This is a genomic window from Kitasatospora sp. NPDC028055, from assembly GCF_040637885.1.
In the GTDB taxonomy this organism is placed as follows: Bacteria; Actinomycetota; Actinomycetes; order Streptomycetales; family Streptomycetaceae; genus Kitasatospora.
On sequence record NZ_JBEZXE010000050.1, the window covers coordinates 8,484 to 31,539 of the forward strand.

Consider the following 23,056-nt stretch of genomic DNA (forward strand, 5'->3'; position numbering starts at 1 on the left):
GCCCGCCCCCCGCCCCCCCCGCCCCCCCCCCCCCGGGGCCCCGGGGGGGGGGGGGCGGGGGCCCCCCCCCCCCCCCCCCCGCCCTCCCACCCCCGGCCTCACCGCCCGACGGCACCGTCCAGCTGCTCCCGGATGATGTCCGCGTGCCCGGCGTGCCGCCCGGTCTCCTCGATCATGTGCACCAGCACCCAGCGCAGCGACGGCCCTTCGGCCGCGTCGGGCCGCAGCGAGCGCGCGCCCGGCCGGTCGAGGTCCGGGGCGGCCGCGACCACCGCGTTCGCCCGGGCGATCGCGTCCCGGTAGGCGGCGACTGCCGAGGCCGTGGAGACCTCCGCCAACGGGACGTCCGCCGTCTGGGCCGGCTCCCCGAGCCCGCCGTACGCGTACTCGAACCAGTTGTGCTCGACCACGGCCAGGTGCTGCACCAGCCACAGCAGGCTGGTGCCGGAGGCGACCCCTGGGCGCCGGGCGTCCTCGTCGGAGAGGCCCTCCACCTTGCCGATCACGGCCTCGCGCAGGTAGTCGAGGAAGGCCAGCAGGGTGGTCCGCTCATCGGCGTTCAGCGAGGGCGGACGGACGTCGGGGCGCGGGCTGGGCGCGGTGTTCTCGGTCACCGCGCCACCCTAGCCAGCCGGACCGACGCCCCGAGAGCCCCGCGACCCGACAGGCCGTCACCAGCCCTGCGCGCGCACCCAGTCCGCAAGGTGCCGGGCGCAGCCGTCGACCGACTGCTGCCAGCTGCGGGCCGCGCCGTCCCCGGCCTCGTCGCTGACGTACTTGACCAGCCGCACCGGCACCCCGGCCCGGTGGGCGACGGCCGCGACGGCGTAGCCCTCCATGTCGACCAGGTCGGCGTGCCCGGCGAGCCGCTCCTTGGCCTCCGGGGAGTCGACGAACAGGTCTCCGGTGGCCAGCACCGGGCCCTCGCCCTTGCCGACCATCAGCGGGGCGCCGTAGCTGCGGCCGGTGAGGTTCTGGAGGGCCGCGGTGTCCAGGTCGTGCTGGATCACCTGGACGACGTGGTGCATGCCCTCCCAGCCGGGGCGCAGCGCGCCGGCCGTGCCGAGGTTGATCACCTCGGACGGGAGCTCGCCCCGCGCCAGCACGGTGGCCAGGGCCGCGGTGGCGTTGACCTTCCCTATCCCGGTGAGCAGCACGGGCAGCCGGTCGTCGAGGTGGGCGGCCTCCTCGCGGACCGCGACGACGAGCAGCGGGCGGTCGGGCGAGATCGTTCCAAGCAGTCGCATGGGGCCCATGGTACGGAGCACGGGGGTGCCCGGCCCGGCGGCAGCGCGGCGCGGAACCGCGGGGGCCCCGGCGGGCGTCGCAGCGGGCGCCACCTCTCCGTCCGGCCGGTGCGATCGGCGCCAACCGGCGACAACCCGGGACAACCGGTGTCAACCGGCACAAGACGTGCGAAGGCGTACGGAGACGTGCGGAAACCGTGCACGACATGCTCAAGATCGGCGCAAGTCAGGTGTGGTCGGAGGGAGTCACGGCCATACTGCTGCCATCGGTCGGGCCCGGGGAGACGGGTCGGCCCCAGGGGAGGATGAGGCGGGTGGCGACACCAGTAGGCAACGGCGCACCGGGCGCCGCGTTCCCGGCACGACCGGGCACGCCGCCGGCCGCACCGGGGGCGGCGGCGTTCGGCGCACCGACGACGGCCCCGGGCGCACCGGCACCCCGGGGAGCGGCGTTCCCCGGCCCGACGGCGCCGAGACCGGGCGCCGCACCGCCCGCGCGGCGGCCCCGGGCCACCGCGCCGGAGCGCGGCGTGCGCGCCCGGCTGGCCCAGGCCACCCGCACGCCCCCGGGCCGGCTGCGGATCGCCGGGGTGGTGCTCGCGGTGCTGACCGTGGCCTTCGGCGGGCTCACCGCCTGGCAGTTGGAGACCAGGGCGCAGGCCGCCGACCGGGTGGTCTCGTACAGTCAGCCGCTCAGTCGGGACGCCGCCGAGATCCACCGCTCGCTGGCCGACGCCGCCACCACCGCGGCCTCCGGCTTCCTGCTGGCCGGCGCCGAGCCCAAGGACGTCCGGGCCCGCTACGAGCAGGACCTCGCCCAGGCCGCCAAGCTGATCTCCCAGGCCGCCGCCCGGACCACCTCGACCTCCCCGGCCCAGGACTCCCTCTCCCGGCTGAACCAGCAACTCCCGGTGTACGCCGGTCTGGTGGAATCCGCGCGGGCCGACAACCGGCAGGGCATCCCGCTCGGCGGCGCCTACCTGCGGTACGCCTCCGAGCAGATGCAGACCGTCCTGCTGCCGGCCGCCGCCGAGCTGAACACCATCGAGAACCACGAGCTGGTGACGGACTACGCCGCGGCCCGGTCGACCCCCTGGGCCGCGTACGGCCTGGCGGTGCTCACCCTGGCCGCGCTGGGCTGGGTGCAGCTGACCCTGTTCCGCCGCACCAACCGGGTGTTCAACGTCGGCCTGCTGGGCGCCACCGCCGCCGTCCTGGCCGGCACGCTCTGGCTCGCCGTGGCCGGGCTGACCACCGGCTCGGCGTTGAAGCAGAGCGACCACGAGGGGGCCTCCCCGCTGCAGGCCCTCAACTCGGCCCGGGTGGACGTGCTGACGGCGCGCCTGGCGGAGAACCTGAACCTGGTCGCGCGCGGCTCCACCGCCACCTACGCCACCCAGTACGACGACGTCACCAAGCGCCTGGCCGGGACGGCCGGCAAGGGCACCCCGATGCGCGACCGGGCGGGCACGCTCTCCAACGCGCTGATCCTCGCCCCCGCCGCCGCGGGCCCGTCGCTGGCCACCGCCGCCGACCAGTACGACGTCTGGCAGGACCGGTACCGCAAGGCGCGCTCGGCCGAGGTCGACAACGCCGACTACCAGGGCGCCCTGAACGCGACGGTGTCCGCCACCGACACCACCGAGACCGCCGACGCCGCCTTCAACGCCACCGACCGGGCCCTGGCCCAGGCCGCCGACGCCGAGCAGGCCCGCTTCACGGCCTACGCCGACGGCACCGCCGGGGACCTCCGGCTGGCGGCCGGCGCCGCCGCGGTGCTCGGCCTGGTGGGCGCGGCCGCCGCGCTGCGCGGCCTGGGCCGACGACTCGCCGAGTACCGGTAGAGGGGGAACGGACACTCATGCGCACCACGACCGTACCGACCAGGAGCGCCGCCGCACTGGCCGTGCTGGCCGCCTGCGCGGCCGTACTCGGCGGGGGCGGCCCCTCCGGCGCCGCACCGACCGGGGCCACCGCCGCGACCACCGCAAGCGCGCCGCAGGCCGTCCAGCAGAGCCAGGACCAGTCCGACTCCTGCGACATCTACGGCAGCGTGCCGCCGAGTTCGGCGGACGGCCCGGCGGTGAAGGCCATCAAGGCCAGGCGCAGCCTGGTGATCGGCGTCGACCAGAACAGCTACCGCTGGGGCGCCCGCAACCCGAACACCGGACAGATCGAGGGCTTCGACATCGACCTGGCCCGGGCGATCGGCACCGCCATCATGGGCGACCCGGACAAGGTGGTGCTCAAGCCGGTGGCCACCGCCGACCGGGTCGACGCGGTGCAGAAGGGCCGGGTCGACCTGATCGTCCGCACCATGACCGTCAACTGCAAGCGGATGGAGCAGGTCGCCTTCTCCAAGCCGTACTTCAGCATCTCCCAGCGGGTGCTGGTGCCGAAGACCTCCCCGGCGAAGAACCTGGACGAGGCGATCGGCGACAAGAACGTCTGCGTCGCCAAGGGCTCGACGGCCGCCGACGTGATGGACCCGGCCAAGGGCGCCAAGAAGGACGCCAAGGCCCGACTGACGGTGGTGGAGAACCAGTTGGACTGCCTGGTCCTGATGCAGCTCGGCAAGGTCGACGCCACCATGACGGACGACGGCCTGGCAGCCGGTCAGGCCGCGCAGGACCAGACCGTGCGGATCGTGGACGGCGACGTGCAGCCCGAGGTGGTCGGCGTCGCCATGCTCAAGAGCAGCCCGGACCTCACCGCGCGGGTCAACCAGGTGCTGGCCGACTACCACGCGAGCGGCGACTGGGGGCGCAGCTACGACCGCTGGTTGAAGCCGTACATGCTCAACGACGCCGAGCACTACTGGCCCGTCCCGCACTGAGCACCGCACCGGGCGCAGCGCTCGGTGCCGCACCAGGCACCGCAGCGCGCACGGAGCACCGCGGACGCGGGGCGTTGACGCCGTCTTGACGCCCCGCGCCCGCACCGCCCGAACGGCCACCGGCTAGGGTTCGGGACGATCACCACGGGGAGACCGGTGGTGGACACGGGGGTTGTCGTGGGATCGCACGTCGCACACGGCGGGATCGCACGCGAGGAAGGAAGGACACCGCGGTGGCGGCATCGGCTGGCCCGGTACTGAGCCGGGAGGAGGTGGACCGCGCGCTCGCGCGCCTCGGCGCGGAGCGGGACGCGGTCGAGTCGGCGCTGCTCGCCCTCCAGGACCACCCGGGCCTGCGGCTGCTGGACGGCGCCGAGCTGTCCGGCCGCACCCTGGAGCGCTGGTCCGTCGCCGGCAAGGGGCTGCCGCTGCTCTGGGCACTGTTCGACCGCTACTCCGAGGCGCTCGCCTCGGCCCGCGCCGTCCGGGCCCGCAAGGCCAAGCCCGGCGGGCCCGAACTCGCCGAACTGACCGAGCTGCTGACGGGCGACGCGGTGACCGTCCCGGGCGGCGCCGTGCCGGACGGGCCGCAACTGCTGGGCGCGCCCGCCAAACTGGTCGAGCGGATCAGCCTGGACGCGCTGATGGCCCGGATGAACTCCTGGTACGCCACCGTGCTGGAGGTGGTCAGCGCCGCCGACGCGGTCTGGTCGGCCCTGCCGGCCCGGATCGACCTGCTGCTGGCCGAACTGCACCGGGTGCACACCCTGGCCGCCTCGCTCGGCGTGCGCACCGGCGGCCACCCGCTGGGCGACGACCTGGCCGGGCTGGAACGGGATCTCACCGAGCTGCGCACCGAGGTCCGCGAGGACCCGCTGGCCCTGTGGCGCCCGGCCCGGGTGCCCGCCCAGCGCGGCACCGTCCCGGACGGCGAGGCCTTCGCCTCCCCCGCCGGGGTGGTGGACACCGAGCGCTTCGACCGGGCCGGGCGGGCGCTGGACGGCGTCCGGCTGGAGCTGGAGAACCTGCTGCGGCTGCGCGACGACGCCGAGGAGCGCCTCCAGGGCGTCGGCGACCTGCTCCAGCGGGCCGACGCCACCCTGGCCGAGGCTCGCCGGGCCCGCGGCGAGGTGCTGGCGAAGATAGCCTCCAGCGACGTCCCCGCGGTGCCCGGCCCGGCCTCGGCGCTGCGCGAACGGATCGTCACCGCCCTGGACCTGCGCCAGGCCGGGCAGTGGGGCCGGCTGGCGCCGCTGCTGGACGCGCTGGAGGACGCCGCCGCCAAGGAGCTGGCCCGGGCCCGGCAATCGCTGACCGAGGTGACCCAGCCGCTGGCCGTCCGGGCCGAGCTGCGCGGCCGGCTGGACGCCTACAAGGCGATGGCGGCCCGGATGCGGGTCGCCGAGGACCCGGAAGTGATCGAACGGTACGAGAAGGCGCGCTGGCTGCTCTGGAGCGCGCCGTGCGACCTGCGGGCGGCGGCCGCCGCGGTGGCCCGCTTCCAGCAGTCGCTGCGCCCGGCCCAGGCCGAGGCCTCCGAGGGCGCGCAGGCACACGGGACGGCCGGCCAGACGCCGGTCGACGGACAGGTACAGGGGGGCTGAGGTTGATGGGCGAGACGTGCGTGCGTCCGGAGTGCTCCGGCAACGGCACCATCGATGCGGACGGCTACTGCGACGAGTGCGGGCTGACCCCGGTGGGGGCCAGCACGGTCCCCGCGGCCGCGGCCGGCGCCGCCCCACCGACCGCCGCCGGGCCGACCGCCGGGCCGGGCTCGCCGTGCCCGCGGGACTGCTCGGGCACCATCGACCCGGACGGCTACTGCGACGAGTGCGGCCTGACCCCGCCCGGCGGCGACACCGGCGTCACCCAGCCCTACCTGCCGTCCGCCCGGGTCACCCCGGACTCCGCCCCCAGCGCCTCGATCCGCTCGCTGTCGGCCCGCACCGGCTCCGCCCGGTCGATGTCCGGCCGCTCCCGCTCGCACCGCTCGACCCGCACCGGCAGCAGCCGCTCGGTCTCGGTGCGCTCCACCCGCGGCAGCGTCAGCGCGGGCACCCGCAACCGGCTGGGCGCCGGCCTGGTCACCGTGCCGACGGTGGAGACGGCCGACCCGGCGCAGGCGGTGCTGGAGAACCCCGAGGTGCCGGAGCGCAAGCGGTACTGCTCCAAGTGCGAGGCCCCGGTGGGCCGGGAGAAGAACGGCCGGCCGGGCCGCCCGGACGGCTTCTGCACCAAGTGCGGCACGCCGTACTCCTTCACCCCCAAGCTGCGCCGCGGCGACCTGGTCGGCGGCCAGTACGAGGTGGTCGGCTGCCTGGCGCACGGCGGGCTCGGCTGGATCTACCTGGCGGTGGACCGGCGGGTCAACGACAAGTGGGTGGTGCTCAAGGGCCTGCTGGACACCGGGGACGAGGACGCGCTGGCCGCGGCCGTCGCCGAGCGGCGCTTCCTGGCCGAGGTGGACCACCCGAACATCGTCCGGATCATCAACTTCGCCGAGCACCCGGACCTGCGCACCGGCTCCACCGACGGCTACATCGTGATGGAGTTTGTCGGCGGCAAGTCGCTCAAGGACATCGCCAACGACCGCCGCACCCCGGACGGCCGGCGCGAGCCGCTGCCGGTCGAGCAGGCGATCGCGTACGCCCTGGAGGCGCTGCCGGCCCTGGGCTACCTGCACAGCCGGGGCCTGATCTACTGCGACTTCAAGATCGACAACGTGATCCAGAGCGGCGACACGCTCAAGATCATCGACATGGGCGCGGTCCGCCGCTTCGACGACGACGGCGCGATCTACGGCACCATCGGCTACCAGGCCCCCGAGATCGCCACCGACGGCCCCTCCCCCGCCTCCGACCTCTACACCGTGGCCCGCACCCTCGCGGTGCTCACCTTCGACTTCCAGGGCTACAGCACCACCTACCGCGATTCGCTGCCCGGCCCCGAGGACGTCGAGGTCTTCGCCAGGTACGAGTCCTACTACCGCTTCCTGGTCCGCGCCACCGACCCGGACCCGGCCCGCCGGTTCTCCTCCGCCGAGGAGATGGCCGACCAGCTCACCGGCGTGCTGCGGGAGGTCCTGGCCCTCCAGGACGAACGGCCCCGGCCCGCACTCTCCACCCTCTTCGGCCCCGAACTGCGCGTCGTGGACACCGAGTTGGTGCTGCCCACCGAGCAGCCCGGCCGGCTCCGGGTGGCCGCTCTCGACCCGGCCGCCGCCGCCCTCGCGCTGCCCGTCCCCCGGGTCGACCCGGCCGACCCCAACGCCGGCTTCCTCGCCACCCTGCTCGCCACCGACCCCGAGGAGGCGCTCGCCGCCCTCGGCGGCGCCCCCGCCGTCTCGGTCGAGAGCCGGCTGCGCGAACTGCGCGCCCTGCTCGAACTCGGGCGCCACGGCACGGCCGTGCAGGAGCTCGCGAAGCTGGAGCAGGACCACCCGGACGACTGGCGGGTGGTCTGGTACCGCGGCCTGGTCGCCCTGGTCGGGGCCGCACCCCGAGCCGAAGGGCGCGCCGAGGCCCCCGACGGGGCCGCCGCCGAGCCCGGCCTGCGGGCGGCTGCCGAGGCCTTCGACGCGGTCTACGACGCCTTCCCCGGCGAGGCCGCCCCCAAGCTCGCCCTCGGCATCTGCGCCGAACTGCTCGGCGACGGCGGCGACGCGGCCGAGTTCTACCGGCTCGTCTGGACCACCGACCAGGCCTACCTCAGCGCCGCCTTCGGCCTGGCCCGGGTCCGCCTCGCCGAGGACGACCGGCCCGGCGCCGTACGGGTGCTGGAGTCCGTCCCGGCCACCTCCAGCCAGTACACCGCCGCCCGGATCGCCGCCGTCCGCGCCCGGCTGCGCGAACGGGCCGCCACTGACCCGCTCGCCGTCGACCTCGCGGCCGGCTCCGACCAGCTGACGGCGCTGCGCCTGGACGACCGCCGCCGCGAGGAGCTCTCGGTCGAGGTGCTCGGCACGGCCCTCGACTGGGTCGGCGCCGGCTCGACCGGCGCTCCGCAGGGCGCCGGCCTGGTCGTCCTCGGACGTCCCGCCGTGGAGCGGGAACTGCGCTTCGCCCTGGAACAGTCCTATCGGGTACTCGCCCGGTTGGCCGACCGGGCCGAGACCAGGATCGAGATGGTGGAACGGGCCAACCGGGCCCGCCCCAGGACGTGGGTGTAGCCGATGCCGCAGCAGACCGAGTGCCCGAGCTGTTCCGAGCCGATGGACCTTGACGACGCCTACTGCGGGCGCTGCGGGGCCGGCCGGGACGGCCGGGCGGCCCCGGGCGCGATGCCCGCCAGCTGGGCCGCCGCCCGCGGCGAGGCCGTCCCGCCGCAGCGCGGGCCGGTCTGCGTCAACTGCGGGCAGGCGCAGGTCACCGAGGACGGTTACTGCGAGGGCTGCGGGAGCGCCCAGCCGCGCCCGCGCGACCACATGGAGAAGGCGCTCGCGGGCGTCGCCGGGGTCAGCGACCGCGGCGTGCGCCACCACCGCAACGAGGACTCCTTCACCGTCGCCGCCACCTCGCTGCCCGGCGGGGAGCCGGTCGTGGTCGCCGTGGTGTGCGACGGCGTCTCCTCCTCCGACCGCCCGGACGAGGCCTCGGAGACCGCCGTCGACGCCGCCTCCGAGTCGCTGCTGACCTCCCTGGAGGCCGGCCGCGACCCGGAGGGCGCGATGCGCACGGCGATCGCGGACGCCGCCAAGGCCGTCGCCGACCTCGCCACCGACGGCGCCGGCCCGACCAGGCCCGACGTCAACGCGCCCGCCTGCACCTACGTCAGCGCGATCGCGGCAGGCGGCCGGGTCACCATCGGCTGGGTGGGCGACACCCGGGCGTACTGGATCCCGGACGACCGGGCCGGTGCCGAACCCTTCCGGCTCACCCAGGACGACTCCTGGGCCGCCCGGATGGTCGAGGCCGGGCTGATGGGCGAGGCCGAGGCCTACGCCGACCCGCGCGCCCACGCGATCACCGGCTGGCTCGGCGCCGACGCCGAGGAGGTCGTGCCGCACACCCTCGACTTCACCCCGCACGTCCCCGGGGTGCTGCTGATCTGCACCGACGGGCTGTGGAACTACGCCGAGGCGGCCACCGACCTGGCCTACTTCGTCCGCCCGGACGCCCGCACCGAACCGCTGCTGGCGGCCCAGACCCTGGTCAAGTTCGCGGTCGCGGCCGGCGGGCACGACAACATCACGGTCGCCGTGCTGCCGATCGAGCCGTCCGCCGCCGCGCTGGCGGAGATCGTGGAGACGCCGACCGCGCTGGACCTCAAGGTCATCAGGCCGGCGGCCGCCGCCGGGAACGACGACGACTACGAGGACCACGAGCCGACCCTGCCGGACCTCCCGGTGATCGGCTCCGCCGCCGCCCCGCTGCCCCCGGCCCCGGCTCCGGCTCCGGCCGTCCCGCCGGCGCCGCCCGCGCCCCCCGTCGCCCCGCCCGTACCGCCCGTTCCGCCGCAGCCGCCGCACCCGCCGACGGCCTGACCGGTTCCGCGCGACCGGACCGACGGCGCCGTCCGCCGGCCCGCCCCACCGACCTGATCACATCCACCCCTCACCCGACGGGAGCCACCGCCCCATGGCAACACTGGCGAAGCCGAACCTGCCCAGGTTCGACGTGGAGATCTTCCAGAACGAGTACCTGGCCGACGGCGCCCGCGAGGTCAACGCCATCGTCACCGTCACCTCCACCGGCGGCGGCACCTCCGGCGGCCGCCCGCTCGGGCTCGCCGACGCCGGTCCGCAGGGCGGCGACGCCAACGCGGCCGTGGTGATCCTGGTCGACTGCTCGGGCTCGATGGACTATCCCAAGACCAAGATCAACGGCGCCCGCGAGGCCACCGCCGCCGCCATCGACGCCCTGCGCGACGGCACCGCCTTCGCCGTCGTCGCCGGCACCCACGAGGCCCGCGACATCTACCCCGGCGACGGCACCCTGGCCACCGCCTCGGCGGCCACCCGGGAGCAGGCCAAGGAGTCGCTGCGCCGCCTCACCGCGGCCGGCGGCACCGCCATGGGCACCTGGCTGGCCAAGGCCGACAAGCTCTTCCTCACCCGCCGCGACATCGCCATCCGGCACGCCATCCTGCTCACCGACGGCAACAACGAGCACGAGTCCGCCGAGGACCTCGCCCGCACCGTCGAGCGGGTCACCGGGCACTTCACCGCCGACTGCCGCGGCGTCGGCACCGACTGGCGGATCGACGAGCTGCGCAAGATCTCCTCGGCGCTGCTCGGCACCACCGACATCGTCGCCGAGCCCTCCGGCCTCGCCGAGGACTTCCGCTCGATGATGACCGGCGCGATGGGCAAGCAGGTCGCCGACGTCGCGCTGCGGATCTGGACCCCGGCCAACGCGGCCGTGAAGTTCGTCAAACAGGTCGCCCCCGCCGTCGAGGACCTCACCGGCCGCCGGGCCGAGGCCGGTCCGCGGGCGGGCGACTACCCCACCGGCTCCTGGGGCGACGAGAGCCGCGACTACCACGTCTGCGTCGAGGTCCCGGCCGCCTCGGTCGGCAACGAGATGCTCGCTGCCCGGATCAGCCTGGTGCTGCCCCCGCAGGTCGGCGGCACCCCCGAGGTGCTCAGCCAGGGCCTGGTGAAGGCGGTCTGGACGGACGACCTCGCCTCCTCCACCCGGATCAGCCCCCAGGTCGCCCACTACACCGGGCAGGCCGAGCTGGCCTCCTCCATCCAGGAGGGCCTGGAGGCCCACCGCTCCGGCGACGTCGACACCGCCACCGCCAAGCTCGGCGCCGCCGTCCGGATCGCCCACGCGACCGGCAACGAGGGCACCTTCAAGCTGCTGCAGAAGGTGGTGGACGTGGTGGACCCGAAGGAGGGTACGGTTCGGTTCCGTAAGAACGTGAGCGAGGCCGACTCGATGACCCTTGAGACCCGGTCGACCAAGACGGTACGTGTGAAGAAGTGACCGCGAAGTGACCGCTGTAGACGTGATCGGGCCGGCCGCCCGGCGCGAAGCCGCACCGCACCGGCCCGAAACGAGGGGGACCTGATGCCGATCTGCCCGAGGGGCCACGAGTCGCAGGCCGAGGACTGGTGCGACTTCTGCGGCTTCCCGATGACTCCACCGGTCCCGGCGCCCGGCGCCCACGGGGGCTACCCGGGCGCGCCCGGAGCGCCCGCCGGACACCCGCAGCACGGCGGTGCCGGCTTCGGCGCGCCGCCGCCCCCGCCGGCCCCGCCGGGGTCCGTCCCGCCGCCCCCGCCCGGGGCGTACCCGCCGCCCGGCGGCTACCCGCCGCCGGGCGCCCCCGGACTCACCGAGGGCCTGGCCGTCTGCCCGATCTGCCGCAGCCCGCAGACCGGACGGTTCTGCGAGGAGTGCGGCTACGACTACGAGCTGTCCACGCCCCCCGGCCGCCAGGCGCCGGCCGGCGGTGCGCCCGCGCCCGGCCCGGCCCAGCCCCCGCCGCTGAACATCCCGGCGGCCTACGGCGGCGCCCCGGCCCCACAGCCCCAGCCCCACCAGCCACACCAGCCACACCAGCAGCAGGCCCCGGAGTACCAGCAGCAGCCGGAGTACCCCCACACCTACGGCTACCCGCCGCCCGAAGGCGCCTTCCCGGAGGCCCCGGTCCGCGAGGACTCCGGCCCGGTGTACGCCCAGCCCGCCGGCCCCGGCCCGAACACCCGCGGCGGCGACTTCGGCACGTCCTTCCACCTGGCCCCGCCGCAGCCCCAGCCCGGCGCCCGGCCGGAGCCCGCCCCGGCCGAACCGGTGCGCGCCAACTGGATCGCGGTGGTCTCGGCCGACCGCGACTACTTCACCGACATGATGGCCCGCAGCGGCCCCGAGGCGGCCGGCCTGTTCTTCCCGCCGTACTGCCCCGAGCGCCGCATCCCGCTGACCGGCCGCGGCCAGCTGCGGATCGGCCGGCGCAGCCAGCACCGGGGCACCGTCCCGGAGATCGACCTGTCGGTGCCGCCGGAGGACCCGGGCGCCTCGCACCAGCACGCGCTGCTCGCCGAACAGGCGGACGGCAGCTGGGTTCTGGTGGACCAGGGATCGACCAACGGAACCACCGTGAACGGGGGCGAGGAACCGATCTCCCCGAACACCGCAGTCCCCCTGGGAGACGGCGACCGGATCCACATCGGCGCCTGGACGACGATCACGGTGCACCGCGCCTGACCTGCACCTTGAGCACCCGTCAGGGGCAACTCCGGCCGGGCCGGGCGGAATTCGTAATTTCGCCCGGCCCGGCTTTTTTCCTGCCTTCCTCTGAGAATCCACAAATTCCCGTCCACGGTGTGCACAAGACGCCCCGTGAGCCCTATTCTCTGGCTTCATGACTGCTGCTATATCCGCTGACGGCATCCGCCAGCGGTACGGGGATGTGCAGGCCGTCGACGGGGTGTCGCTCACCGTCGAGGCCGGCGAGTTCTACGGGATCCTCGGTCCCAACGGGGCCGGGAAGACCACCACCATGGAGATCCTGGAAGGGGTCCGCAAGCCCGACGAGGGCCGGGTCGAGCTGCTGGGGATGGCCCCCTGGCCGCGCAACCCGAAGCTGCTGCCGCGCATCGGCGTGCAGTTCCAGGCCTCCGCCTTCTTCCGGAAGCTGACCGCCCGGGAGACGATCCACACCTTCGCGTCGTTCTACGGGGTCGGCCCCAAGCGGGCCGATGCGATGCTGGAGCGGGTCGGACTCTCGGACAAGGCGGCGACCCTCACCGACCAGATGTCCGGCGGCCAGGCCCAGCGCCTGTCGATCGCCTGCGCCCTGGCCCACGACCCGGAGCTCGTCTTCCTGGACGAGCCCACCGCCGGCCTCGACCCGCAGGCCCGCCGCAACCTCTGGGACCTGCTGCGGGACATCAACGCCGAGGGCCGCACCGTCGTCCTGACCACCCACTACCTGGACGAGGCCGAGGTGCTCTGCGACCGGGTCTCGATCATGGACCACGGCAAGGTCCTGCACACCGGCGCCCCGGCGGCGCTGATCCGCGAGATCGACGACACCGTCCGGATCAGCGTGGCCTCCGGCCAGCTGCCGGTCGAGCGGGCCCGCGAGCTGCTGGCCGCGGCCGGCGCCGACATCGCCCAGCTGGAGGACGACACCGTCTCGCTCTCCGTCTCCACCCGCCTTCCCGCCCCGGTGCTCAGCGTCCTCGCCGAGCAGAACGCGCTGCGCGGCCTCGAAGTGCGCGGCGCCACCCTGGAGGACGTCTTCCTCCAGCTGACCGGACGGGAGTTCCGCGCATGACCAGCACCTCCACCGAGCCGAAGGTCCCCGCCCAGCGCGGCGGTTCGGCCGGCTCCGCCGACGGGCGGGAGCGGGTCAGCGCGTTCTGGAGCCTGTCCCGCGCGATGCTGCTCGGGATGAAGCGCGACCGCACCGCGACCTTCTTCATCCTGCTGTTCCCGCTGGTCTTCCTGGTCTTCTTCGGCTCCGTCTCCAAGGGCTCCTCCAGCCCGCACGCCAAGGTCGCCCAGGTCGGCGCGGTCAAGCTGTTCGACTCGATCCAGGGCGACCAGCGGGCCGGCCTGGACAAGGTCCTCAGCATCACCAGGACCGACGACGAGGCCGGCACGCTGGAGAAGGTCCGCAAGGGCGACTTCGACGCGATGATCGAGCAGGGCCCGGACGGCAAGGTGGAGCTGCGCTACACCGCCGCCGACCAGGTCAAGGCCGGCGCGGTCCAGGGCATCCTCAACTCGATCGTCCAGAGCGCCAACCAGGCCGCCACCCACCAGCCGGCCGCCTACGTGCTGGACTCCCAGCAGGTCGAGGACCAGTCGCTCAAGCCGATCCAGTTCCTCACCCCCGGCCTGCTCGGCTGGGCCGTCGCCACCGGCGCGGTCTTCGGCGCCTCGCTGACCCTGGTCGGCTGGCGCAAGTCCAAGGTGCTGCGGCGCCTGCGACTGGCCCCGGTCAGCGCCGGCGCGGTGGTCAGCTCCCGGATCGTGGTCTCGCTGGTGACCGCCTTCCTCCAGACCACCGCCTTCCTGATCGTCGCGACGAGCTTCTTCGGGCTCAAGCTCACCGGCAACTGGTGGCTGATCCTGCCGCTGGTGGGCTGCGCGACGCTCGCCTTCATGTCGATCGGCCTGCTGGCCGGTTCGGTCGCCAAGACCGAGGAGGCCGCGAACGGCATCTCGCAGCTCATCGTGCTGCCGATGTCCTTCCTGTCCGGCTCGTTCTTCCCGTTGGACGGCGCCCCGGGCTGGTTGAAGACCGTCTCCCAGGTCATGCCGCTCAAGCACCTGGTGTCGGCCGCCCAGTCGGTACTGACCCGCGGCGGCGGCGTCATGGACGCCCTGCCCGCCATGGGCGGACTGCTGCTCTTCGCGGCCGTGTTCACGGGCATCGCCTGGAAGCTGTTCAAGTGGGAGGACGCGTAGCCGTCGCCGGACGTCACTGAACGTCGTTGAACGCGTTGAACGTCGTTGAACGCGTTGAACCCCGACGGGGTCGTACGCCTTTGGTCCCGGTGTACGACCCCGTCGGCGTCTGCGACCATGGTCGGGTGACAGAGATCGGACGAGGCACGTTCAGCGAGGAGACCTTCTTCGAGCAGGTCGGTGGTGAGGCCACCTTCCGGCGCCTGACCCGCCGCTTCTACGAGGGCATCGCCGAGGACGAGTTGCTGCGGCCGATGTACCCCGAGGAGGACCTCGGCCCGGCCGAGGAGCGGATGGCGCTGTTCCTGATGCAGTACTGGGGCGGCCCGCGCACCTACAGCGACCGGCGCGGTCACCCGCGGCTGCGGATGCGGCACGCCCCGTTCAAGGTCGACAAGGCCGCCCACGACGCCTGGCTCACCCACATGCGGGCCGCCGTGGCGAGCCTGGAACTCCCCGCCGAGCACGAGCGGCAGCTGCTGGACTACCTCACCTACGCCGCCGCCTCGATGATCAACACCCCGGGCTGAGCGGTCGCTAGCGCAGCGGGCTGAGGCCCAGCCCCGCGCCCGGCGCGGCCGCGGTCCGCACCACCACCGAGCCCACCGGGGAGCTCAACCGCAGCCAGCCGCCCGCCCGGTGCACCGAGAGCGGCGCCTCGGGGCTCAGGAAACCGATCCGGTACGAGGCGTGCACGGCGCGCAGCGGAAGCTCCGGCAGCACCGAGACCGGGCGCGACCACACCTCGTCCGCCAGCCGGTCCAGCACCGCGCGGGTGCGGTGGTGCGCCGGGACGGCCTCACTGCGCTCGCGGAACTCCCGCACCGCCGCCATCAGTTCGCGGCACACCTCGGCCGCCGGCGGGGTCCCGACCGGCCGCCAGCCGACCCGCGGTGGCAGCAGCCCGGCCCAGGCCGGACCGGTCACCGGCGCGGGCAGTGCGACGGCGCCCGAGTCGGCGTCCACGCCGTCCAGCAACTGGCCCGCGGAGACGGTCAGGTCCACCGGCTCGTCCAGGCCGTCCAGCCGGGCGGTGCGGATCGCCAGCACCCCGGACTCGCCCAGCGGCAGCCGTCCGAAGACCGCCAGCACGCCGTCCGCCGACAGCACGCCGTCCGCCGCGGCCGGGTCGACCGCCTGCAGCCGCACGGCCGCCGCCTTGTCGAAGCGCAGCAGGCGCAGCAGGAAGGCGGAGAGGTCGGCGGCCTCACCGGTGTCGGTCAGGGCGAGGCGGGCGGTGACGGTCAACGCTGCTCAGCTCGAATCGGTTCGGAGGTCCAGGGACTTTCAGACTGCCGCGCCGACCGGGGCCTCGTCCATGAACCGGGAGAGGAACTCCCGCTCCACCGGCGAGATCCGGCGCGGCCGGCCCGCGGCCAGGTCGTAGGGCACCACCACGGTGGAGGCCCGGACGTACACCGTCTCGGAGCCGTCCTCGTGGACGTCCTTGATGTCGTAGGAGACGGTCAGCGAGGCGCTGCCGATGTGCGTCACCCGGGTCTCCACGGTGACCGGCTCCGGCCGGTGCACCAGCGGGCGCTTGTAGTCGATCTCGTGGCGGGCCACCACCGAGCCGCCCGCGAACTCCCCGGCGCCGGCCTCGGCGGCCTGGGTGAACATGAAGTCGATCCGGGCCTCCTCCAGGTAGCGCAGGAAGACCACGTTGTTGACGTGGCCGAAGGCGTCCATGTCGGACCAGCGCAGCGGGCAGGCGTAGATGTGGCGAGCCACGGGTGTTCTCCTCGGTGTCCGGTCGCCCGCCGCCGAACCTCGGTGACGGGCCGCGGCCCGGCAGGCCGCCCCGGGGGGCAGTCTGCCGGGCCGTTGTGACAGCTGGGTGTCAGCCTCGGGTCAGCTTCTTGTACGTGGCCCGGTGCGGACGGGCGGCGTCGGCGCCCAGTCGCTCGATCTTGTTCTTCTCGTACGACTCGAAGTTGCCCTCGAACCAGAACCACTTGCTCTCGCCCTCGTAGGCGAGGATGTGGGTGGCCACTCGGTCCAGGAACCAGCGGTCGTGGGAGATGACCACGGCGCAGCCGGGGAACTCCAGCAGGGCGTTCTCCAGCGAGGAGAGCGTCTCGACGTCGAGGTCGTTGGTGGGCTCGTCGAGGAGCAGCAGGTTGCCGCCCTGCTTGAGGGTGAGCGCCAGGTTCAGGCGGTTGCGCTCACCACCGGAGAGCACGCCGGCCGGCTTCTGCTGGTCCGGGCCCTTGAAGCCGAAGGCCGACACGTAGGCGCGGGACGGCATCTCGACCTGGCCGACGTTGATCCAGTCCAGACCGTCGGAGACGACCTCCCAGAGGGTCTTCTTCGGGTCGATGTTGGAGCGGGTCTGGTCGACGTAGCTGATCTTGACGGTGTCGCCGACCTTGACCGTGCCGCTGTCCGGGGTCTCCAGGTCCTGGAGCATCTTGAACAGGGTGGTCTTGCCGGCGCCGTTCGGGCCGATGATGCCGACGATGCCGTTGCGCGGCAGGGTGAAGCTGAGGTCGTCGATCAGGATCTTCTCGCCGAAGGCCTTGTTGAGGTTCTCGACCTCGATGACGACGTTGCCCAGGCGCGGGCCCGGCGGGATCTGGATCTCCTCGAAGTCCAGCTTCCGCATCTTGTCGGCCTCGGCCGCCATCTCCTCGTAACGGGCGAGGCGGGCCTTGGACTTGGCCTGGCGGCCCTTGGCGTTGGAGCGGACCCACTCCAGCTCTTCCTTGAGCCGCTTGGCGCGCTTGGCGTCCTTCTGGCCCTCGACCTTGAGACGGGACTGCTTGGTCTCCAGGTAGGTGGAGTAGTTGCCCTCGTACGGGTAGGCGCGGCCGCGGTCGAGCTCCAGGATCCACTGGGCGACGTTGTCCAGGAAGTACCGGTCGTGGGTGACGGCCACGACGGTGCCCTTGTACTTCTCCAGGTGCTGCTCCAGCCAGTTCACCGACTCGGCGTCCAGGTGGTTGGTGGGCTCGTCGAGCAGCAGCAGGTCGGGGGCCTCCAGCAGCAGCTTGCAGAGCGCCACGCGGCGCTTCTCGCCACCGGAGAGCTTGGTGACCGGCCAGTCGCCGGGCGGGCAGCCCAGGGCGTCCATGGCCTGCTCCAGCTGGGCGTCCAGGTCCCAGGCCTCGGCGTGGTCCAGCTCCTCCTGGAGCTTGCCCATCTCGTCGAGCAGCGCGTCCGAGTAGTCGGTCGCCATCAGCTCGGCGATCTCGTTGAAGCGGTCGAGCTTGCCCTTGATCTCCTTGACGCCGTCCTGGACGTTCTCCAGAACCGTCTTGGTCTCGTCGAGCGGGGGCTCCTGGAGGAGCATGCCGACGGTGTAGCCGGGCGAGAGGAAGGCGTCGCCGTTGGAGGGGTGCTCCAGGCCGGCCATCATCTTCAGCACGGTGGACTTACCGGCACCGTTGGGGCCCACGACGCCGATCTTCGCCCCGGGGAGGAAGCTGAGCGTCACGTCGTCAAGGATGACCTTGTCTCCGTGCGCCTTGCGCACCTTGCGCATCGTGTAGATGTATTCCGCCACGTGAGATCGCTCCGGCGTCGTCGGGAGTATTCGTCTTGCAGCGTTCCATTGTGCCGCACCCGGCCGGGAGCCCCGAACCGCCGGGGTGACCCCACCGGGGTATCCGCCGCGCCGGGAGGTGTCCGCGCCGGGGGCTGTCCGCCGCACCGGGGGTGTCCGCACCGGTGCGGCCGTACCGGGCCGGGGCCGGGAAGCGCGAAGGCCCGGCTCCCCGCAGCTGGTGCGGGGAGCCGGGCCGGGTTCCGCTCGCTCAGGGCTCCGGGAGGTCAGTACCTCCCGGAGCACCGCTCAGGCGGTTCGTACGGTTCAGTCGGTTCAGGCGGTGGTGCGACCGTGACGGCCACGGCGGCGCAGGACGAAGACCGCGGCGCCACCGGCCACGACCAGGCCACCGGCGACGGCGGCGAGGATCGGGGTGGAGTCATTGGCACCGGTCTGGGCCAGGCCACCGGTGCCCGGGGCGGCGCTGGTGGTCGACGGGGCCGGCTGGGCGGCACCGGAGCTCGGGGTGCTCGACGGGGTGGCGGTGGTGGTGCCGGTGGCGGCCGGAGTGGTCGGGGCGCCGGTCGGGGTCACGCCGGTCTTGCAGTCGAGGACACCGGAGAACTTCTTGGAGAAGCCGTTCGGGCCGGTGACGGTGATGTCGTACCTGGTCTTCTCGGCGACCTTGACCAGCACGGTCTCGGTCTTGCCGGGCTGCACGGTGATCTTCTGGCCCGGCTGCACGGTCACCTCGGCCGGCTGGTCACCGGTGTTGGTGACGGAGACGCGCACACCGCCGTTGGCGCACTCCTCCTTGGCGGAGCTGTCGACGATCGGGCCCTGGGCCTGCTTCCAGGTGGCCTGGCCCGCGGCCGCGGCGCTGAGCTTCTTGGAGCCGGCCAGGATCATGGTCTGGCTGTGCTTGCCCTGGTCGTCCAGGCCGCTCATGAAGACCCGGCCGCTGAGGACGGTGGTGTCGGCGGTGGCCTTGAGCACGGCCTTGCCGTCCGGGGTGCCGCCGGGGACGTCCAGGAACAGCTGGGTGTCCTTGGCGACCGGGCCGGCCAGCGTGCCGTTGACCTGCTTGCCGTCCTTGTCCAGCACCTTGATCTTGTCGGCGGCGTCGCCGGAGACCGCGAGCTTGACCTCGTTGGCGCTGGTGTTCAGCACGAACGGGCCGAGCTTGCTGCCGGACTTGCCGGAGACGGAGTCCGGGGTGAGGGTCAGCGAGGGCTTCGGCTCGGCCGCGACGCCCTTGTTGGCGTCGCCCGTCAGGTAGTCGCGCAGCTTCTTGGCGTGCTCGTTGCGCGGGGTCGCGGTCTTGTCGTCCGAGAACTTCCAGATCGCGGACTGAGTGCCCGCCGCGGCGTCCTTCTCCGAGAGCTCGTTGTCGCCGATCGCCTTGCGCAGGGCGTCGATCGGCACCTGCGGGTACGAGTTCTCCAGGATCCAACGGATCTTGGGGGCGTTCGCGTTGCCGTTGAGGGAGCTCGCGGACCAGTCGGCCTCGTGGTACTTGGCCTTGCTGTCCAGGTACACCGGGTTGTCGAAGTCGATGCAGTAGGTCTGCAGCAGCTCGCCGGAGGTCGTCTTGAGGGTGAACAGGCCAGCGTCGACGCTCTCCTTGCCCTTGACGTCGACCCGCTCGCCGAACATCTCCGGCTGGACGATCGCGGTCACGCCCGAGGCCGGGGTGTCGGCCGCGACCGCCGCACCGGCCGCGAACAGGCCTCCGCCCAGTGCAACGCTGGTCGTGAGCATGACAGTGGTTATGCGGGACAGACTCCGCCCCTGCCGCTTGAACATCTGGGATCCCTCCGGAGCGGGCTTGCACCGAGTGGGCAGCCCGCCGACTTGCCGTGCCGCGCGTGCCCCCTGTGGCACTGCTGCGGGTGTGAACCAAGTGAATCCTATTGAGCCCCGGAGGCCCCGAAACCCCCATGCGAAATCAGGACGATTCCGTATCTGGATCGTTATCAACCCCCTCAGGTTCCACACAAGCTGACGCAGCGACAGAATCTCCGCGCGACTTTCCGTTATCCGGACGAGATTGCGCGTGCGGGCGCAACGACGTTCTCGATCAACATATTTGTCGACAGGGAAGGTCACCGACCCGTCAGCCCAGCAGCGCCCGGTCTTCACCTCCCCGCTCCCCCTCGGACACCTCGCCCTGCTGCCCCGTCAGCACCCGCGCACCCGGCGGCGGCTCCGGCCGGGCGGGCGCCGCGGCCACCGCCGAAGCCCGGCGCGACTCCAGCGCGTCGGCGATCCACCCGGGCACCGACTCGCCCGCGGGCTTCGCGCCGGGCGGCCCCGCCGCGCCCGCCGGCTGCCCGCGCACGCCCGCCGCCCAACGGAACGCCGTGGTACCCCGGGTGAGGTCGTGTCCGATCGACCGGGCGTCGATCTCGGCCCGGCTGCGCTTCACCTCCCCTTCCGTCCACTCCCGCACCCGCAGCCGACCCGTCACCAGCACCGGCTCGCCCTTGGCCAGCGAGCCGATCAGGTTCACCGCGAGCGCCCGCCAGGCCGTCACCCTCAGCCACTGCGTCTCGCCGTCCGCCCAGCAGGCCCGCTCGCGGTCGTACCGCCGCTCGGTGCAGCCGAGGAGGAAGTTCGCCATCGGCACCCCGCCGGCGGTTTCCCCGTAGCTCACCTCGGTCGCGACATTGCCCACCACCGTCACCTGAACCTCGTTCACAGCGCACTCTCCGTTCTCGCCGACGCACCGTACGGAATCGAGCGGTGCGAGTTCAGAGTGCGTCCCGGAAGAAATCACGACCACCCGGTTCGGAAATCCTGTGGACAACTAGTAGGCCGATCGGCAGGGTGAAAAACGGCCGTCACTCACAGGGGTGAATTTCGGCCTTCGTACACCGCTCGGGTAGCATCTCTTCGCGCTCATGACAACAAACGGGCAGATCGCGGCCGCCTCCGCGACGCGGCGGAACACCCGGGCCGGGCCGTCCGCGCACGTCATCACGCCGGAGCGAGCCGAATAGGAGCCCCCACCCGCACCGGCGGCGGGACATTCTCCGTGTCGAATCCATAACGGGTGGGGAGGCAGCCCCGTAACGACTGCACAACGTCCGGCCCGGAACAGCGCCAGACCGCTGCACACACGGTCTCCACCTGCGATTATCGGACCGCTCCACCGAACCGACACACCAACGACGGTGTCGTCACACCGGCCGAGGAACTGGACACCCTTATCCTGTCCCCGACAGGGCGAGGGCCCACCAACCCCCACCCCCACCCTCAGGTACGGGGCCGGACAACGCGCGCGCCCAGCGCTCGTCGCCCGATCCCGGCCACGGTCACGCCCGCCAGGGCGCCGTCCGTCCCGCCCCCATAGCTCAGCGGATAGAGCACCCGCCTTCTAAGCGGTAGGTCGCAGGTTCGAATCCTGCTGGGGGCGCCACCTGCGAATTTCCGCAGGCCATCGCGCCCGTGCGTACTTTCCGTGGCCGTTTATCACCTCCGGGTAATCCAGCACCCACCGCGCATAACCCGTGACAATGCGTGTCATGGCCGCCACGAAAGCCGGGCGGGCGGAAAACCGGAATTCCGGGCGAATCCCCCACCCTTGAACGAAACAGCCGCCCGAACGGCCGACCGGCGAAATCCGACAAAAGCCGGACAGAGACGCCCGGGACGCCGCTGTGCGCGCGGCCGGAACCCGGCCCACGGCCGAACTGCGGCGGACCTCAGGCCGAACTGCCGCGGGCCTCCGCCCGAACTTCCGCCGGCCAGGACGGACTAACCGGCCAACCCCGCCAGATAGGCGTCGAGCAGCGCGATCTGCCGTTCCGCCGGGAACTCCGCCGGGGCGAACAGCGACTGCACCACCAGCCCCAGCACGAAGGCCTGCGCACCCGCCGCGAGACCGGCGGGATCGGCGCCGGCCGGGAGCTCGCCGAGCCGCTGGGCGTCCGCCACGTGCGCCGTGAGCGCCACCCGCGACCGGGCGTAGCGCCCGGCGTGCGCAGCCGCCAGCTCCGGGTCCGCCAGGGCGACGTCCCAGGAGCTGACCCAGATCCGGTTGCCGGACTCGGTGGCCTCGTCCAGGGGCAGCACGTCGAGCAGCGCGGCCCGCAGTCGGGCCAGCCCCTCGGGCGGCGGCGGGGTGCCGTCGGCGGGGGCCAGCCGCCGGGGCCGGGCGGCGGAGCGGCGGTCGAGCTCCTCCAGGGCGTGGCTCAGCAGCGCCCGCTTGTTCGGGAAGTAGTGCGTCAGCAGCCCGGTGGAGGCGCCCAGTTCGGCCGCCACCGCGCGCAGCGTCAGCCCCTCGAAACCCTTGGCGGAGAGCACCCGCCACACCCCCTCGGAGACTTCCGAGCGGCGGGCGTCATGGTCTCCACGGGCTGGCGTCATGGGGGCTATCGTACATACCAAACGTTTGTTATGAATGATCCGAACAGCCCACCGCACAGCCACCACACGCCCACCGCACACCCGTCGCACATCCGCCCCCACACCCGCCGCACCACCCCGAGAGGCCCGCCCGTGTTTTCCGTCCCGCTCGCCGAGAACGCCGAACTGCGCCCGCTGGAGCCCTGGCAGGCCCCCGAGTTCCTGGCCCACATCGACCGCGCCCGCGCCCACACCGACCCGTGGATCCCGTGGGCCACCCGCACCACCGACCTGGACTCGGCCCGCGCCACCCTGCAGCGCTACGCCGACGGCCAGGCCGCCGACTCCAGCCGGATCTACGGCATCTGGCGCGACGGCACGCTGGTCGGCGGCGTGATGTTCGTGCACTTCGACACCAGGAGCGGCAACTGCGAGATCGGCGCCTGGACCGAACCGGCCGGCGAGGGCGGCGGGCTGATCACCGCCGCCGTCCGCCGGCTGCTCGACTACGCCTTCACCACCCGCGGCCTGCACCGCGCCGAATGGTGGTGCTCGGCCGCCAACGCCCGCAGCCGGGCGGTGGCCCAGCGGGTCGGGATGCAGCGGGAGGGCGTGCTGCGGGAGTGGTTCCTGCACAACGGCGTCCGCCACGACAAGGAGATCTGGGCGATCCTGGCCTCGGAGCACACCGCCACCGAGGCCTGACGGCCGCGGGGCCCTCCTCTCGACGCCCGTACGGGAAAGCCGCAGCGGGGCCCGGTGGACACCC

General features: G+C 73.2%; 19 protein-coding genes and 1 tRNA gene. 12 read left to right on the forward strand and 8 right to left on the reverse strand.

The window, feature by feature from the left end:
* Positions 1-98: 98 nt before the first annotated feature.
* Positions 99-614, reverse strand: a complete 516-nt coding sequence (locus AB0F71_RS33285; protein ID WP_360242583.1) for a DinB family protein — start codon at positions 612-614, stop codon at positions 99-101.
* Positions 615-671: 57 nt separating this feature from the next.
* Positions 672-1,247 carry a nucleosidase gene (locus tag AB0F71_RS33290; RefSeq protein ID WP_360242586.1) on the reverse strand — a complete coding sequence of 192 codons (576 nt, stop codon included), beginning with the start codon at positions 1,245-1,247 and terminating at the stop codon, positions 672-674.
* Positions 1,248-1,561: 314 nt separating this feature from the next.
* Between AB0F71_RS33290 and AB0F71_RS33295 the strand changes: the two genes are divergently transcribed.
* The 10 genes from AB0F71_RS33295 (at position 1,562) to AB0F71_RS33340 (ending at position 14,980) form a co-directional block, all read left to right on the forward strand.
* Positions 1,562-3,091, forward strand: coding sequence for a hypothetical protein (locus tag AB0F71_RS33295; RefSeq protein ID WP_360242589.1), 1,530 nt, complete (start codon positions 1,562-1,564; stop codon positions 3,089-3,091).
* A 17-nt stretch (positions 3,092-3,108) separates the two neighbouring features.
* Entirely contained in the window at positions 3,109-4,083 is a 975-nt protein-coding gene (locus AB0F71_RS33300; RefSeq protein ID WP_360242592.1) for a glutamate ABC transporter substrate-binding protein, read from the forward strand.
* A gap of 233 nt (positions 4,084-4,316) precedes the next feature.
* Positions 4,317-5,687 carry a hypothetical protein gene (locus AB0F71_RS33305; RefSeq protein ID WP_360242595.1) on the forward strand — a complete coding sequence of 457 codons (1,371 nt, stop codon included), beginning with the start codon at positions 4,317-4,319 and terminating at the stop codon, positions 5,685-5,687.
* Between the two features lie 5 nt (positions 5,688-5,692).
* Positions 5,693-8,251 (forward strand): tetratricopeptide repeat protein, encoded by a 2,559-nt coding sequence (locus AB0F71_RS33310; RefSeq protein ID WP_360242598.1) that lies wholly within the window; start codon positions 5,693-5,695, stop codon positions 8,249-8,251.
* A gap of 3 nt (positions 8,252-8,254) precedes the next feature.
* Positions 8,255-9,565, forward strand: a complete 1,311-nt coding sequence (locus AB0F71_RS33315) for a PP2C family serine/threonine-protein phosphatase (protein WP_360242601.1) — start codon at positions 8,255-8,257, stop codon at positions 9,563-9,565.
* A gap of 94 nt (positions 9,566-9,659) precedes the next feature.
* Positions 9,660-11,012: a VWA domain-containing protein gene (locus AB0F71_RS33320; RefSeq protein ID WP_360242604.1), complete on the forward strand. Its 1,353-nt coding sequence runs from the start codon at positions 9,660-9,662 to the stop codon at positions 11,010-11,012.
* Between the two features lie 84 nt (positions 11,013-11,096).
* On the forward strand, positions 11,097-12,236 hold the full coding sequence (locus tag AB0F71_RS33325; protein WP_360242607.1) for an FHA domain-containing protein: 1,140 nt from the start codon (positions 11,097-11,099) through the stop codon (positions 12,234-12,236).
* A 157-nt stretch (positions 12,237-12,393) separates the two neighbouring features.
* A complete protein-coding gene (locus tag AB0F71_RS33330) occupies positions 12,394-13,311 on the forward strand; it encodes an ABC transporter ATP-binding protein (RefSeq protein WP_360242610.1) in 918 nt (305 codons plus the stop codon).
* Entirely contained in the window at positions 13,308-14,450 is a 1,143-nt protein-coding gene (locus tag AB0F71_RS33335) for an ABC transporter permease (protein ID WP_360242613.1), read from the forward strand. The genes AB0F71_RS33330 and AB0F71_RS33335 overlap by 4 nt, the downstream gene beginning before the upstream one ends.
* Before the next feature lie 125 nt (positions 14,451-14,575).
* Positions 14,576-14,980: a globin gene (locus tag AB0F71_RS33340; RefSeq protein WP_360242616.1), complete on the forward strand. Its 405-nt coding sequence runs from the start codon at positions 14,576-14,578 to the stop codon at positions 14,978-14,980.
* 7 nt (positions 14,981-14,987) lie between these two features.
* Here AB0F71_RS33340 and AB0F71_RS33345 read toward each other — a convergent pair whose 3' ends face one another.
* From AB0F71_RS33345 to AB0F71_RS33365, 5 genes are all read right to left on the reverse strand, one after another.
* Positions 14,988-15,698 carry a hypothetical protein gene (locus AB0F71_RS33345; RefSeq protein WP_360242619.1) on the reverse strand — a complete coding sequence of 237 codons (711 nt, stop codon included), beginning with the start codon at positions 15,696-15,698 and terminating at the stop codon, positions 14,988-14,990.
* Positions 15,699-15,737: 39 nt separating this feature from the next.
* On the reverse strand, positions 15,738-16,181 hold the full coding sequence (locus AB0F71_RS33350) for a thioesterase family protein (RefSeq protein ID WP_360242622.1): 444 nt from the start codon (positions 16,179-16,181) through the stop codon (positions 15,738-15,740).
* 109 nt (positions 16,182-16,290) lie between these two features.
* On the reverse strand, positions 16,291-17,955 hold the full coding sequence (gene ettA / locus AB0F71_RS33355; protein ID WP_360242625.1) for an energy-dependent translational throttle protein EttA: 1,665 nt from the start codon (positions 17,953-17,955) through the stop codon (positions 16,291-16,293).
* Positions 17,956-18,270: 315 nt separating this feature from the next.
* Positions 18,271-19,698 (reverse strand): Cys-Gln thioester bond-forming surface protein, encoded by a 1,428-nt coding sequence (locus AB0F71_RS33360; protein WP_360242628.1) that lies wholly within the window; start codon positions 19,696-19,698, stop codon positions 18,271-18,273.
* Positions 19,699-20,053: 355 nt separating this feature from the next.
* Entirely contained in the window at positions 20,054-20,638 is a 585-nt protein-coding gene (locus AB0F71_RS33365; RefSeq protein ID WP_360242631.1) for a single-stranded DNA-binding protein, read from the reverse strand.
* 644 nt (positions 20,639-21,282) lie between these two features.
* Between AB0F71_RS33365 and AB0F71_RS33370 the strand changes: the two genes are divergently transcribed.
* Positions 21,283-21,358: transfer RNA gene (locus AB0F71_RS33370), tRNA-Arg, on the forward strand.
* A 338-nt stretch (positions 21,359-21,696) separates the two neighbouring features.
* Here AB0F71_RS33370 and AB0F71_RS33375 read toward each other — a convergent pair.
* A complete protein-coding gene (locus AB0F71_RS33375; RefSeq protein ID WP_360242634.1) occupies positions 21,697-22,308 on the reverse strand; it encodes a TetR/AcrR family transcriptional regulator in 612 nt (203 codons plus the stop codon).
* A gap of 132 nt (positions 22,309-22,440) precedes the next feature.
* Between AB0F71_RS33375 and AB0F71_RS33380 the strand changes: the two genes are divergently transcribed.
* Entirely contained in the window at positions 22,441-22,992 is a 552-nt protein-coding gene (locus AB0F71_RS33380) for a GNAT family protein (RefSeq protein WP_360242637.1), read from the forward strand.
* Positions 22,993-23,056 lie beyond the last annotated feature (64 nt).